Origin of the sequence: Cupriavidus agavae (assembly GCF_004217045.1) — a bacterium.
Taxonomy (GTDB): domain Bacteria; phylum Pseudomonadota; class Gammaproteobacteria; order Burkholderiales; family Burkholderiaceae; genus Cupriavidus; species Cupriavidus agavae.
The window spans coordinates 402,837-416,809 of sequence record NZ_SGXM01000002.1; the positions used below are offsets into that span (position 1 = coordinate 402,837).

At 67.1% G+C, this 13,973-nt stretch carries 14 protein-coding genes; 6 read left to right on the top strand and 8 right to left on the bottom strand.

Features of this window, described 5'->3' with window-relative positions:
- Positions 1-64: 64 nt before the first annotated feature.
- Positions 65-1,318 (top strand): cupin domain-containing protein, encoded by a 1,254-nt coding sequence (locus tag EV147_RS12820; protein ID WP_130391554.1) that lies wholly within the window; start codon positions 65-67, stop codon positions 1,316-1,318.
- Between the two features lie 47 nt (positions 1,319-1,365).
- Here the strand turns inward: EV147_RS12820 and EV147_RS12825 are convergent, their stop codons facing one another.
- From EV147_RS12825 to EV147_RS12845, 5 genes are all read right to left on the bottom strand, one after another.
- Positions 1,366-2,868 (bottom strand): tripartite tricarboxylate transporter permease, encoded by a 1,503-nt coding sequence (locus EV147_RS12825; RefSeq protein ID WP_130391555.1) that lies wholly within the window; start codon positions 2,866-2,868, stop codon positions 1,366-1,368.
- A 10-nt stretch (positions 2,869-2,878) separates the two neighbouring features.
- On the bottom strand, positions 2,879-3,340 hold the full coding sequence (locus EV147_RS12830; protein WP_130391556.1) for a tripartite tricarboxylate transporter TctB family protein: 462 nt from the start codon (positions 3,338-3,340) through the stop codon (positions 2,879-2,881).
- A gap of 134 nt (positions 3,341-3,474) precedes the next feature.
- A complete protein-coding gene (locus EV147_RS12835; protein ID WP_130391557.1) occupies positions 3,475-6,159 on the bottom strand; it encodes an excinuclease ABC subunit UvrA in 2,685 nt (894 codons plus the stop codon).
- Positions 6,160-6,207: 48 nt separating this feature from the next.
- Positions 6,208-6,429, bottom strand: a complete 222-nt coding sequence (locus EV147_RS12840; RefSeq protein ID WP_130391558.1) for a hypothetical protein — start codon at positions 6,427-6,429, stop codon at positions 6,208-6,210.
- Between the two features lie 71 nt (positions 6,430-6,500).
- Positions 6,501-7,412: a LysR family transcriptional regulator gene (locus EV147_RS12845; protein ID WP_130391559.1), complete on the bottom strand. Its 912-nt coding sequence runs from the start codon at positions 7,410-7,412 to the stop codon at positions 6,501-6,503.
- Positions 7,413-7,551: 139 nt separating this feature from the next.
- On the opposite strand from EV147_RS12845, the gene EV147_RS12850 reads away from it, so the two are divergent.
- Complete coding sequence (locus EV147_RS12850; protein ID WP_130391560.1) at positions 7,552-8,337, top strand: SDR family NAD(P)-dependent oxidoreductase; 786 nt, start codon at positions 7,552-7,554, stop codon at positions 8,335-8,337.
- 21 nt (positions 8,338-8,358) lie between these two features.
- Here the strand turns inward: EV147_RS12850 and EV147_RS12855 are convergent, their stop codons facing one another.
- Positions 8,359-8,808, bottom strand: coding sequence for a YaiI/YqxD family protein (locus EV147_RS12855; protein WP_130391561.1), 450 nt, complete (start codon positions 8,806-8,808; stop codon positions 8,359-8,361).
- Between the two features lie 339 nt (positions 8,809-9,147).
- On the opposite strand from EV147_RS12855, the gene EV147_RS12860 reads away from it, so the two are divergent.
- The 4 genes from EV147_RS12860 to EV147_RS12875 all read left to right on the top strand — a co-directional run bounded on the left by EV147_RS12860 (position 9,148) and on the right by EV147_RS12875 (position 11,744).
- Positions 9,148-9,825 carry a restriction endonuclease gene (locus EV147_RS12860; RefSeq protein ID WP_157994682.1) on the top strand — a complete coding sequence of 226 codons (678 nt, stop codon included), beginning with the start codon at positions 9,148-9,150 and terminating at the stop codon, positions 9,823-9,825.
- Positions 9,826-9,876: 51 nt separating this feature from the next.
- Positions 9,877-10,518, top strand: coding sequence for an A24 family peptidase (locus tag EV147_RS12865; RefSeq protein ID WP_235844715.1), 642 nt, complete (start codon positions 9,877-9,879; stop codon positions 10,516-10,518).
- A 4-nt stretch (positions 10,519-10,522) separates the two neighbouring features.
- Positions 10,523-11,035 (top strand): hypothetical protein, encoded by a 513-nt coding sequence (locus tag EV147_RS12870; protein WP_130391563.1) that lies wholly within the window; start codon positions 10,523-10,525, stop codon positions 11,033-11,035.
- A 118-nt stretch (positions 11,036-11,153) separates the two neighbouring features.
- Positions 11,154-11,744 (top strand): biliverdin-producing heme oxygenase, encoded by a 591-nt coding sequence (locus EV147_RS12875; RefSeq protein ID WP_130391564.1) that lies wholly within the window; start codon positions 11,154-11,156, stop codon positions 11,742-11,744.
- 31 nt (positions 11,745-11,775) lie between these two features.
- On the opposite strand, the gene EV147_RS12880 is transcribed toward EV147_RS12875, so the two are convergent.
- Together EV147_RS12880 and EV147_RS12885 are read right to left on the bottom strand one after the other, a co-directional pair.
- Entirely contained in the window at positions 11,776-13,194 is a 1,419-nt protein-coding gene (locus tag EV147_RS12880; RefSeq protein WP_198680234.1) for a sensor histidine kinase, read from the bottom strand.
- Complete coding sequence (locus EV147_RS12885) at positions 13,181-13,849, bottom strand: response regulator transcription factor (RefSeq protein WP_130391566.1); 669 nt, start codon at positions 13,847-13,849, stop codon at positions 13,181-13,183. Before EV147_RS12885 ends, EV147_RS12880 begins: the two co-directional genes overlap by 14 nt.
- Positions 13,850-13,973: the final 124 nt, after the last annotated feature.

Sequence of the window (13,973 nt, forward strand, 5' to 3'; positions counted from 1 at the left end):
GGCCGGCGCTCGCGGACGTGTGCCGGCCCGCCCCCCAGCCGTTTTATCGTAGCGAGGTAACACCATGACAGATCTGGCCAGACGCAGGGTAATGATCGGCGCGGCAACCACCGCGCTGGCTGCTGCAGCGGCCACCGCACACGCGGCGTCGTTCGGCAACCCAGACCGCCCCCCCGAAGGGGCCATCAACGCGCGCAACCCGCAGGACCTGACCGATCCGGGGCCGCAGAACCGTGCGCTGGCCGAGCAGTTTCCGTCCGCCGGCAACGCGCCGGCCACCGATGTCAACGGCATGCCGCAGTTCTGGGCGTCGTTCAACAACGCACACAAGCGGGTGCAGAACGGCGGCTGGGCGCGCGAGGTCACGCAGGAAGACTTTGCGATCTCGAAGGACATCTCGGGCGTCAACATGCGCCTGTCGGCCGGCGGCATCCGCGAGATGCACTGGCACCAGCAGGCCGAGTGGGCCATCATGCTGGACGGCAAGTGCCGCATCACCACGCTCGACGAGGAAGGCCGCCCGTCCGTGCAGGACGTCAAGGCGGGCGACCTCTGGTACTTCCCGCCCGGCCTGCCCCATTCGCTGCAGGGTGCCGGCACCACGGGCGCCGAGTTCCTGATCGCGTTCGATAGCGGCATGGCGTCGGAATTCAACACGCTGCTGTTGACCGACTGGGTTGCCCACACGCCGCCCGAGATCCTGGCCGCCAACTTCGGCGTGCCCGTGGAGACGTTCAAGAACATTCCCGTCGACAACCTCTGGATCTTCCAGGGCGAACAGCCGGGACCGCTGGCCGCCGCGCAGCGTGCTTCAGCGTCGAAGAAGGGCCCGCCGGCGGTACCGGTGACGTTCTCGCTGTCTGATTCGGTACCGGTACGCAAGACGCGCAGCGGACAGGTGCAGATTGCCGACAGCCGCAATTTCCACATCTCGAAGAACATCGCCGCGGCGCTCGTCACCGTGCATCCGGGCGGCCTGCGCGAGCTGCACTGGCACCCGAATGCCGACGAGTGGCAATACTACGTGAAGGGCAAGGGTCGCGTGACCGTGTTCGACACCGGCCCGAAGGCGATGACGGCCGACTTTCGCGCCGGCGATATCGGCTATGTCCGCAAGGGGCTGGGACACTACGTGGAGAATGTGGGCAACACCGACCTGATCTTCGTCGAGGTCTTCAAGGCCGACCACTTCGCCGAGGTCTCGCTGTCCGACTGGCTGACCCACACGCCGCCGGAGATGGTGATGCAGACGCTGAACATCAGCGCCGAGGCACTCGCGCAGTTCCCGCGCGACCGCCCCGACATCATGCCGGAATGATGCCGGCGGGTCCCGGCCGATATGCCGATATGCCGGGACCCGCAGCGCTATTCCTCCTGGAATGCCTCCTCGCGCTTGGCCTTGATCGACGGCAGCGCCACCACCGCCACCAGCGCCAGCGCGGCCACCAGCAGGCCCAGTGACAGCGGGCGGGACACGAACACCGAGAAGTCTCCGCGCGACAGCAGCAGCGTTCGGCGGAAGTTCTCTTCCATCATCGGCCCGAGCACGAAGCCCAGCAGCAACGGGGCCGGCTCGCAGCGCAGCTTCAGGAACAGGTAGCCCACCATGCCGCAGGCGGCTGCCACGAAGACGTCGAACACCGTGTTGTTCACCGAGTAGACGCCGATGCTGCAGAACACCAGGATGGCCGGGTAGAGGAAGCGGTACGGCACGGTCAGCAGCTTGACCCAGATCCCGATCAGCGGCAGGTTCAGCACCACCAGCATGAAGTTGCCGATCCACATCGAGGCGATCAGGCCCCAGAACAGCGACGGGTTGCTGGTCATCACCTGCGGTCCGGGCTGGATGTTGTGGATCGTCATCGCGCCCACCATCAGCGCCATCACCGCATTCGGCGGAATGCCAAGCGTCAGCAGCGGAATGAACGAGGTCTGGGCCGCCGCATTGTTGGCGGACTCCGGTCCCGCCACGCCTTCCACCGCGCCCTTGCCGAACTCGTGCGCGTACTTCGACGTCTTCTTTTCCAGCGAGTACGCGGCGAACGATGCCAGCGAGGCGCCGCCCCCCGGCAGGATGCCGAGCGCCGACCCCAGCATCGTCCCGCGCAGCACCGCGGGGATCATGCGGCGGAAATCCTCGCGCGTGGGAAACAGGCCGGTCACCTTGTCGGTGAAGGTCTCGCGGGTCTCCTTCTGCTCCAGGTTGGCGATGATCTCCGCAAAGCCGAACAGGCCCATCGCCAGCGCGGTAATGCTGATGCCATCGGTCAGCTCGGGCACGTCGAACGAGAACCGTGCGGCACCCGAGTTGACGTCGGTACCCACCAGACCCAGCAGCAGGCCCAGGACGATCATTGCCACGGCCTTGACCAGCGACCCCGAAGCCAGCACCACCGCCCCGATCAGGCCGAGCACCATCAGCGAGAAATACTCGGCCGGGCCGAACTTGAACGCCAGTTCGGAGAGCGGCGTGGCGAACGCCGCCAGGATCAGCGTGGCCACGCTACCCGCGAAGAACGAGCCGATGCCGGCGGTGGCCAGTGCCACGCCAGCGCGGCCGCGGCGGGCCATCTGGTAGCCGTCCAGCGTGGTACAGACCGATGACGATTCGCCGGGCAGGTTCACCAGGATGGCCGTCGTGGAGCCGCCGTACTGGGCCCCGTAGTAGATGCCGGCCAGCATGATCAGCGCGGCGACCGGCGGCAGCGAGTAGGTGACGGGCAGCAGCATGGCGATGGTCGCCAGCGGCCCCAGCCCGGGCAACACGCCGATCAGCGTGCCGAGCACGCAGCCCAGAAACGCGTAGGCAAGGTTTTGCAGCGAGAGTGCCGTGGAGAATCCCAGCGACAGATGGCTCAACAGTTCCATGGCGTGCCTCCTAGTTGGCGAGGAATGCAGGCCACACCGGCATCTGCAGGTTGATGCCGTACACGAACGCGAAGGTGCTGATGATGACCAGCACCACCGCATTCAGGATCGCGCCCTTCCAGCTGAACTCGTGGCTGGCCATCGACGAGACCAGCACCAGCACCAGCACCGACAGCACCATGCCGAGCGGCTTCAGGATCAGCCCGAACAACACCACCGAGCCGAGCACCCAAAGCAGCGTCTTGATGTCCCAGCGTGCCATGCGGTCCGCCTCGGCCTTCGCCGACACCGACCCGACCGCCACCGCCACACCCAGCAGTGCCAGCACGATGCCCAGCCAGAATGGGAAATAGCCCGGCCCCATGCGCGCGGCCGTTCCCATCGTGTATCCGCGTGCGACCCATGAAAACGCGAGTCCCACCGCGATGAACATCAATCCGGACAGGAAGTCCGTCTGTCTCCGTATCTGCATTGCCTAGTCCCCGTATCCGTTTACCGCGCAGCCGGCCCTCTGGCTGCGGCTTCAGGCTGCACGAGTGCGAGACAATACATCATGTCATGATGTATTTGGGCGAAGCTACGGGAAATCCCCGACATATCGGGCGGTCAATCGAGTTCTCTGGCCAGAAAGTTCGCCGTGGCGCTGGCTGGCGTGGCAGCCACTTCGTGCGGCCGGCCAGCGGCCACGATCCGCCCGCCCTGATCGCCCGCGCCGGGGCCGATGTCGATGACCCAGTCAGCCTGTGCCACCACGCCCATGTCGTGCTCGACCACGACCACCGTGTTGCCGGCGTCCACCAGTGCCTGCAACTGCACCAGCAGCCGGTCCACATCGGCGGGATGCAGGCCATTGGTCGGCTCGTCGAGCACGTAGAGCGTGTCGCCGCGCTGGGCACGCTGCAGTTCGGTCGCCAGTTTGATGCGTTGCGCCTCGCCGCCCGACAGCTCCGTGGCCGGCTGGCCCAGCCGCAGATAGCCGAGCCCGATATCGCGCAGCACCTGCAGCGAACGCATCGCCGGGGCCTCGCCAGCGAACACGTCGCAGGCGGCATCCACCGTCAGGTCGAGCACCTCGGCAATATTCCGCCCCTGCCACGTGATCTCCAGCGTCTGCGGCCGGTAGCGCGTGCCATGGCAGGCGGAGCACGGCGCATAGACGCTCGGCAGGAACAGCAACTCCACGCTGACAAAGCCTTCGCCTTCACACGTGGGGCAGCGGCCCTGCGCCACGTTGAAGGAGAAACGCCCTGCCGTGTAATGCCGCTTGCGCGCAGCGGGCGTCGCGGCAAACAGCTTGCGGACGTGGTCGAACAGCCCGGTGTAGGTAGCCAGGTTCGAGCGCGGCGTGCGGCCGATCGGCTTCTGGTCCACGCGCACCAGCCGGCGCACGCTCTCCATGCCCCCGGCAATACGCCCCTCGGTCGGGGCGTCGGTCACCGCGAACAGCGGATCGCGTTCGTCGTCGGGGTCGCTGTCTTCGGCGCGGCCCAGATGCCGGTTGACCAGCTCAGGCAGTGCCTGGGCGATGAGACTGGACTTGCCAGAACCCGAGACGCCAGTGACCGCGGTGAAGCAGCCCAGCGGGATGGCGGCATCCACGCGGTGGAGGTTATTGCGCGACACGTGGGCCAGTTGCAGCCATCCGACAGGCTCGCGCGGCGATCTGCCGCCGCGCGGCCCTTTGCGCTCGCCGAACAGGTAGGCCGCCGTGCGCGACGCGGCAACATCGGCCAGCCCGGCGGGCGGACCGCTGTAGAGCACGCATCCGCCCTGCTCGCCGGCCGCCGGCCCCACGTCGACGATCCAGTCCGCCTGCCGCATGGTCTGTGTGTCGTGCTCCACGACGAACAGCGAGTTACCGGCTGCCTTGAGCCGGCGCAGCGCCACCAGCAGCGCCTCGCCATCGGCGGGGTGGAGTCCGGCCGAGGGTTCGTCCAGGACATAGACCACCCCGAACAACTGCGAAGAGATCTGCGTGGCCAGCCGCAGCCGCTGCAACTCGCCGGACGACAGCGTCGGCGTGCTGCGGTCCAGCGACAGGTAGCCCAGGCCAAGGTCGATCAGCGCGGAGAGGCGCTCCATCAGTTCTTCGGCGATGCGCTGCGAGGCCAGCCGCTTCTCGTCGGACAGGTTCGGTGTGCGCCGCACGTCGGGTGCCGACTTGTGCGCTGAACCCCCTGCCGCCACGCGGCGCGCCGTGTCCGCGCGCGCAGCCTTGCGGCTCAGGACCGCCCCGGACGCCTCTGCGGCGCCGCCGGATTCCCCTCGCGCGATCGGACGCATGATCTCGGCCACCCGCGCCAGCGGCAGATGCGTGAACTCGCCGATGTCCAGCCCCGCGAACTTTACCGAGAGCGCTGCCTTCTTGAGCCGTTTGCCATGGCAGGCCGGGCAATCGCGCCCGATCATGTATTGCGCCACGCGCTTCTTCATCAGCGCGCTCTGGGTGGTGGCGAAGGTCTGCAGCACATAGCGGCGCGCGCCCGTAAACGTGCCCTGGTAGCTCGGCTCCAGCTTGCGCTTGAGCGCGGCACGTACCTCGCGCGGCGTGAAGCCGGCATAGACCGGCACGGTGGGCTGCTCCTCGGTAAAGAGAATCCAGTCCCGATCCTTCTTCGGCAGGTCGCGCCAGGGCGTGTCGACGTCGTAGCCCAGCGTCACCAGGATGTCGCGCAGGTTCTGCCCGTGCCAGGCCGGCGGCCACGCAGCTACGGCGCGCTCGCGGATCGACAGCGAATCGTCCGGCACCATCGACCGTTCCGTGACATCGTAGATGCGCCCGAGTCCGTGGCATTCGGGGCAGGCACCCTCTACCGTGTTGGGCGAGAAATCCTCGGCGTACAGCATCGGCTGCCGCGCCGGATACGTGCCGGCGCGCGAGTACAGCATGCGGACCAGGCTCGACAGCGTGGTGACGCTGCCCACCGTCGAGCGCGCATTCGGCGTGCCGCGCTGCTGCTGAAGCGCCACCGCGGGCGGCAAACCCGCGATGCTGTCGACCTCGGGCACACCCACCTGGTCGATCAGCCGCCGGGCGTACGGCGCCACCGACTCGAAATAGCGCCGCTGCGCCTCCGCGTACAGCGTGCCGAACGCGAGCGATGACTTGCCCGAACCCGAGACGCCGGTGAACACCACCAGCGCGTTGCGCGGGATATCGACATCGACATTCTTGAGGTTGTGCTCGCGCGCACCACGCACGCGGACGAAGTTGTCCGCCCCCGGCGGGGCAGGTTCTGCCACCCCACCCGCCTCACGCGTGCGCCGGCCCGGCCGGCTGTCGTCGCTCATACGCGCCTTCGCTTGCACAATTTGCCAGCGTGGACCATGTAGATCCCGCTATTTGCCGCGCCGTTTGGTGGTGCGCTTCCGCGCCGGCCCGGGCGGCGTCAGCGCCGCAATCCAGGCATCCGTGGCCGCCTTGGTCATGGCCGTGGCAGCCAGTGCCTGCTGGCGCCGGCCCTCCGCCACCGCTCGCCCGCTTGCCGCACCAGCCACCGCATTCGCGCCACTGAGCCACATGCTCAGCATCGGATTCTTCTTGAGCCAGGGGTTTTTCATCGCGCGCTCCTTGCATGACAGCCAACGTGCCGATGCTGCAAGGCAGCAGGAAACATGCCAATCCAACAGCCCTACTGGATCGTGCTCTTCAGCAACTCGCCCAGCCAGTCGCCAAACTGGCGCACGCGTGCCGGTACGTTGCGCCGGTGCGGGTACAGCAGGTTGACCGGCATCGGCTCGGGCCGGTACCGCGCCATGACTTCGATGAGCAGGCCGGTGCGCAGGTCCGGCGCGGCGGTGGCCGTAGGGATCTGCGCGATACCAAAGCCCGCGCGGCAGGCAGCGCTGTAGGCGGAGCTGTTGTTGACGGTGACCCGGTGGGCCATCGGCACGCTGACGAGCTTGCCGCCTTCGTGATACTCGAAGCCGGCCGGCGTGCTCGACCGATTCGGCATGTAGTTGACGAGCCAGTGCGCGGCAAGATCGGCAAGGTTCTCGGGCCGGCCGTGGGCGCCGACGTAATCCCGGCTTGCCACGTTGATCAGCGGCATCTGCGCCAGCGGCCGGGACACCAGCGATTCGTCCACCACGTTGCCCGCGCGCACCACACAGTCGAATCCATCGGCAATCACGTCCACCCGCCGGTCGGTACTCGACACCTCGATCTGCAAAGCGGGATGGCGCTGCAGGAACGCCGGCAACGCGGCCATGACCACGCCGGTTGCCATGCCAAGCGGCATGTCCACGCGCAGCAGGCCCTGCAGCGGCTGGTTATCGGCGCGGAACAACTGCGCCAACTCCTCGAAATCATCGAGCAGCCGCTCGCTGCGCCCCAGCAATTCCTCGCCTTCGCGCGTCAGCACCACGCGCCGCGTGGTGCGCTGGAGCAGGCGGGCACCCAGTTGCTTCTCCAGCCGGATGATCGACGTGGAGACGGTCGAGCGCGGCACCTGCAGCCGGAGCGCAGCCTGCGTGAAGCTGGCCAGTTGGGCGACGAGCACAAAAACCCTGAGGTCTGCGGTGGATGGGAGGACGGTGGACATGTTCGAAGAATCAAGGTTCGCCGGGCGCATTGGTCGATTTTCTCGACCAGATATGTCGTTCCTGATTGATTTATCTGGCTTGGCGCGAACAGTAGAGTAACTGGACCGGACCACTTTTCCAACCACCCAGGAGCCTGCGATGAACGCCACCCCGACCTCGACCCCTTCCACACCCCGCATTGCCCTCATCACCGGCGGCAGCCGGGGCCTGGGGCGATCTGCCGCCCTGCACCTTGCCGCCAGCGGCTGGGACGTGGTGATCACTTATGCCGAGCGCGCCGACGCCGCGCAGGAGACGGTGGCCGCAGTCGCCCAGGCAGGCCGCAAGGCCGTCGCCCTGCAGCTCGATACCGGCAAGAGCGGCACCTTCGCGGCATTCGCCGACACCTTCCGCGCCACGCTGGCGCAAGAGTTCGGCCGCGAACGTTTCGACGCACTGTTCAACAACGCCGGCAACGGCTCGAACGTGCCGTTCATGCAGACCACCGAGCAGGAATTCGACAACCTGATGAATATCCACCTCAAGGGCGTGTTCTTCCTGACCCAGGCGCTGGTGCCGCTGCTGGCCGATGGCGGCCGCATCCTCAATGTGTCGAGCGGCCTGGCCCGCTTCTGCGCACCCGGCAAGGCCACCTACGCCACCATGAAGGGTGGCATCGAAGTGCTGTCGCGCTACCTGGCCAGCGAACTGGGCCCGCGCGGCATCCGCGTCAACACGCTGGCGCCCGGCGCCATCGCCACGGATTTCGGCAACGGCGTGGTGCGCGACAACCCGCAGGTCAATGCCATGGTGGCCGCCAACACGGCGCTGGGCCGCGTGGGCCAGCCCGACGATATCGGCGGAGCGGTGGCGGCGCTGCTGTCTTCCGACATGGGCTGGATGACCGGCGAACGGATCGAGGTGTCGGGCGGCATGCACCTGTGACGCGGCACCCCGCCGGCCGGACTAAGGCCGCTGGCGGGCCAGGAACCGGTCGAACTGGCTGGCGAACGCCTTGCTGTCCTGCGGCGAGAACGGCGGCGGCCCGCCGGTGTCGATGCCGGCGCCGCGCAACTGGTCGAGCACCTCGCGCATCGTCAGCCGCTCCTGGATATTCTCGCGGCTGAACCAGCTGCCGCGCGGATCGAGCACATGCGCGCCCTTGTCGAGCGCAGCCGCCGCCAGCGGAATATCAGCCGTGATCACAAGATCGCCCGCTTCGGCCATCTCGACAATGCGCTGATCCGCCACGTCGAACCCCGCCGGCACCTGCACCGACCGGATAAAGCGCGATGGCGGCGTGCGCAGGTACTGGTTGGCCACCAGCGTGACGCAGATCTCCACGCGCTGTGCAGCCCGGTACAGGATTTCCTTGATGACCACGGGGCAGGCATCGGCGTCGACGAGGACTTGCATGGGAGGTTGGGGCGGTGGAGGGGTCGCACATATTACTCCCCGCTATCCGAATCATCCAAAATGGAGAAAATGCCATCCGATGCCAGAAGCGCCACTACCGAACTCCTGGATTAGCTTCTCGACGGATTTCTCCGCTACGGCGTTCCAGACCGCCCCGCTGCCGGCGCCGTCGTCAATGCGCGACAGATCCCACTCCCATCGGGTGTCGGGCGGCTGAGCCCGGTGATATAAGGTTTCGAGCTGACCGGTCGGGGCACAACGTATGCCCTGAACTGGCGAATCCACTAGCAAATTCGGGTAGCAAGAATGGGTCACAAAAACACACTGTTGCAGCGTGCCATGGACGCTGCGGCCGCCATGATGGAGGCTGGCAAGGCACTGCAATCCAGCCAGCAGCAGACGATCGAGACAGACAAGACGAATCGGCTCCGGCAACTGCGCCATTTCGAGCAGCCCGAGGTTGCCCGCGATGACTTCTCCATCGAATTGCTGCGCGCGTTGTCCTGGAACCGGTTCGAGCAGCTCTGCGGCGCTTATTTCGCGGCGCATGGTTTCCGGGCTGACCAGCGTAGCCATGGCGCCGACGGCGGGATCGACATACGACTCTATTTCAAGGACCTTCCCACGCCTGTCAAGCTGATCCAGTGCAAGGGCTGGCGCAAGAAGCGGGTGGATGTGGAACCCATTCGCGCACTAGCGGGCGTCATGACACGTGAGAACGTGAGGGAAGGCGTATTCGTCACCATGTCGGATTTCACGCGTCCCGCCCGCGAGGAAGCCAGCCAGGCGCGAATCATGGCGATCGATGGCGCCGACATGGTGGCGCGTCTGCGTGCGCTGGCCCCCGATCGCAAGGCGCCTCTCCTTGCCCTTGCCGTAGAAGGGGAATACTGGCGCCCAGCCTGCAGCCGTTGTGGCGCCCAGATGCGTCCGGTGACCAACGTTGACCGGCCATTCTGGGGATGCTCCAACTTTGCGCGCAAGAGCTGCCGATCCCGCATCGAGGTCGGCGGCTAGCCCCAATCCCGAACAATTCTTAATGATTGGCCGCTTGCCCCGGAAACAACAATGATTCTCAATACGGTATTGGCAATCTGCGTTGTTTCCGGAGTCCTGCATGAACCCTCGCTATCCGTGGCACGCGGTGCCGCCGGCGTCCCGCGCAAGGCGACGCTGATGGCGGTGCCGTTGACGTTTGCCGCCGTGGTGCTGCCGCCCGTACTGGTCTGGGTGGTGTTTTCCGACCTGCTCTACCGCCGCATCGCCAACCATCTCGTGCTTGCGCTGCTGGCCGGTTGGGCGCTGCATCTTGGCTGGATGGCCTGGCACGACGCCGGGCCGTTGCCGTGGCCGGCCATTGGGCGGGGCGCGGCGGCGGCGGGGATCGTGCTGGTGCTGGGCTACGGCCTGTTTGCGATGCGCTGGGTTGGCGCCGGCGACGTCAAGCTGGTGGCCGTGCTGTGCCTGTGGCTTGGCAACGAGGTCTCCGCATTCCTGGTGGTGACCTCGCTGGCCGGCGGCGTGCTGGCGCTCGGCATGCCGGTGCTGCGCGCCACCGAACTGTTCCTCGCCCGGCGCGTGGAGCAGCTTGGCGGCTGGCTGCGTCGGCCATTCCCCACGCCGATGGCGCTGCGCTCGCATGCGCTGTCAGGCATTCCCTATGGTTTCGCGATTGCCGCCGGTGCGGCGTTCGTGCTGTATCGAGGCTGACGGCATGCTCCGACCTCGCCAATTCTTCTCGCGCACGCGCGGCGCGCTGGCCGTCGAGGCCGCGTTCGCGCTGCCCGTGGTCATTGCCGGCGCCATGATGTTCATGGAGCTTGGCAATATCGGGCTCGCCATCAACATGGGCGGCCGTGCGCTCGAACACGCGGTCGAGGGTTTCCGGGGCGTGCCTCCTGAATCGCTGGAGGCCCGGCAGATGGAGCGGCTGGTGCGGCAGCGCATGGCCACGGCCTCGCATGGCTACCTCGATGATGGCGATATTGCCACCGTGGCGGTGGAAAGCTTCACCTCGCTCGACACCATCGGCGATTCTGCCGCCGTCCGCGCCACGCACGCGCCGGGGTTGCCGGTGTGGCGCCTGACGGTCGAGATCCGCAAGGACTTTGTCACGCCGCTGCCGCGCCTGCTCGGCACGGACGGCACCGCGTTCCGCTACCAGTACCAGCAGTTGCTGGGGCAACTGCCCCCGCAACCCATCGCCACCGTGTCGAGCGCCCCGTGAGGCGCAACATGAAGCAAGATTAACGTGTCATGGGCCGGGCGATCACGTAAAAAGGGGGCCTGCCGACGTGTCGCGCACCGTTGCGCGGCGCGCCCTTCAATGTCTACCCGATGTCCAGATGACCACCTCGCCCGACACCCGCCCCACGCTGTCCGCCCGCCTCAAGCAGGAAACGGCCGCCCAGCACGAGCGCATGCACACACTGATGGAAGCCGCCGACCCCTTTGCCAGCCGTGAAGGCTATGCGCGCTTCGTGGCGGCGCAGTATCTGTTCCAGCGCGACGTGGAGCACCTGTTCGCCGATCCGGCCGTACGTGCCGCCGTGCCCGATCTCGACGGGCGCGGCCGCGCCGACGCCTCGCAGGCCGACCTGGCAGACCTCGGCTGGGAAGCCCCGGTGGCCGAGATCGCCAGCACCGGCGTGGCGATGCCCGAAGCACTGGGCTGGCTCTACGTGTCCGAAGGTTCCACGCTTGGCGCGGCATTCCTGTTCAAGGCCGCCAAGGAGACGCTGGGGCTGTCCGCCGAGTTCGGCGCGCGCAATCTGGCCGCCTATCCCGAAGGCCGCGCCACCGCCTGGCGCAACTTCGTCGCCGCGCTCGACAGCGACGCGTTGCCCCCCGGCACGCACGATGCCGTGATCGCCGGCGCCAACGCGGCCTACGACCGCTTCGGCCAGTTGCTGGCCGACATGTTCGAAACCGCCTGACGCTGCCTCACGGAAGGCCGGCCCGGCACGCTCAGGTCTTGAGCGCGTCCTTGAGGCCGGTTTTCTCGTTCCAGTGGCGGCGGTCCAGCAGCAGCACGGCCAGCAGGCCACTGGGCGCATTCTCTTCGAGCGAAAGCGTCGCCCCGTGCAGCCGGGCAATCGCATTGACCAGCGCCAGGCCCAGCCCGCTGCCCGATTGCGTGGACCCGCCCAGGCGCCGGAAGCGCTCGACGGCCTGGCCGCGCTGGCTGGCCGGAATGCCGGGACCCTCGTCGGCCACGCCCAGCGTGATGCCATCGCCGCGGCGCCGCGCCAGCAGCACCAGTGACTTGCCCTGCGGCGCGTACTTGATCGCGTTTTCGAGCAGATTGGACAGCGCCTGGAACAGCAGCGCGCGGTCCCCGTACAGCTCGCGGCCGGGCTCGGCCTCGATGTGCAGCGTTGTCTCCGAGAGCGAAACGAGCGGCCCGTAGTACTCGGCCAGATCGTCGAGCAGCGTGCGCGCGTCGAACCATTCGAACGCGTGCTCGCAGCGCCCCGCCTCCACCTCGCCGATCCGCAGCACGGCGCGGAACATGCGCTGGATGCGGCCGGCTTCCTCCAGCGCGCCCAGCACGTCGTCGCGCATGTCCGGTTCCACCTTGTCCGCCAGGTTCTCCAGCCGGTGGTGCATGCGGGTTAGCGGCGTGCGGAGTTCGTGCGCCAGATGGCTGCTCACGCTCTTGACCTCTTCCATGAGCCGGTTCACGCGGTGCAGCACGTGATTGATGTCCCGGCCCAGCAGGTCGAATTCGTCGCCGTCATGGCCGCACGGCACCACCGCATCGCGCTCGCCCGTCACGTAGCGGCGCAAAGCGCTGCGAATGCGGTCCACGCGGCGCATGCTGCGCACGCTGGTATAGAGGCCGATGGCGAGGCTCGACAGCAGCACCGCGAACAGACCGGCGCCAGCCACCAGCGGAATCACGCGCAGCCGTTCGCGCATCGGCAGGATGTCGTAGCCGCTGAAGAACACCCCGCCATCGGCCAGCGGCACCTGCACGCCGAACAACTGGGCCAGGCGCGCGCTGGAATCGCTGACCGTGACATTGCGCCACTGCAACCCGCACGGCGGCTGGCACTGCAGCGCCGTGCGCACCTGCGGATCGCCGAACAGCAGGTCTCCGGACGGCGCCATCACGAGCGATTTGTTGCCCTCGCGCTCGCGGCTGTCGTCGCGCGAGAGCGCCACGGCCAGCCCGCTGGCATCGGCAAAATGGTGGCTGCGCTCCTGGGTGCGCACGTCGGCCAGGATCATGTCGCGCACATGGCTGTGCAGCAGCGCGTCGATCTGCTGGGCGCTCAGCAGCACGGTACCCACGGCCACCAGCAGGAAGATGAACGCCACCATCGAGGCATGGCGGAACGTACTGGTTTCCAGCAGGTGGGCGGCGCGCTCAGCCCAGGACATAGCCGACCGCGCGTACCGTGCGCAGCAGCGACCGCGGGAAGTTGCGGTCGATCTTGCTGCGCAGCTTCGAGACATGCACGTCGATCAGGTTGGTCTGCGGATCGAACTGGTAGCCCCAGACCTTCTCCAGCAGCATGGCGCGCGTGACGGTGCGGCCCATGTTGTTGGCCAGCACCTGCAGCAACGCGAACTCCTTCTCGGTCAGGTCGATCAACTGGCCGCCGCGCGTCACGCGGCGCTCGCGCCAGTCGATGCTGAGGTCTTCGAGCCGCGTGGTCCAGTCCGCGTCGTTCGACGCGGCACGCCACTTGACCATGCCTTCCAGGCGCAGCAGCAGCTCGGTGAAATCGAAAGGCTTGCCGAGGTAGTCGCCAGCCCCGGCGCGCAGCCCTTCCACGCGGTCGCTGGGCTGGTCCACGGCGGACAGCACCATGACGGGCGGATGCGGATAGTCGGCCAGCGCGTGCAGCACGCTGATGCCGTCGATGCCCGGCAACATGCGGTCGAGCAGGACCGCGTCGAACGCCTCGCTGCCGATCAGTTCCAGCGCATGTTCGCCCGTGCTGGTCAGGCGGCAATCGTGTCCGTTCTGTTGCAACTTGGCGCTCAGCCAGTGACTGACCCGCGAATCGTCTTCCACAATCAACACGCGCATGACTGCTCCCCTGTTTCCCAACGTCCCGCCAATTCCGACCCTTTCCTCCAGCTGGATGGAATGTGTTTTGTACCAGCCGGGACGCAATTCTATATGAGAATCATTCGCATTTGAAGTGTCAACG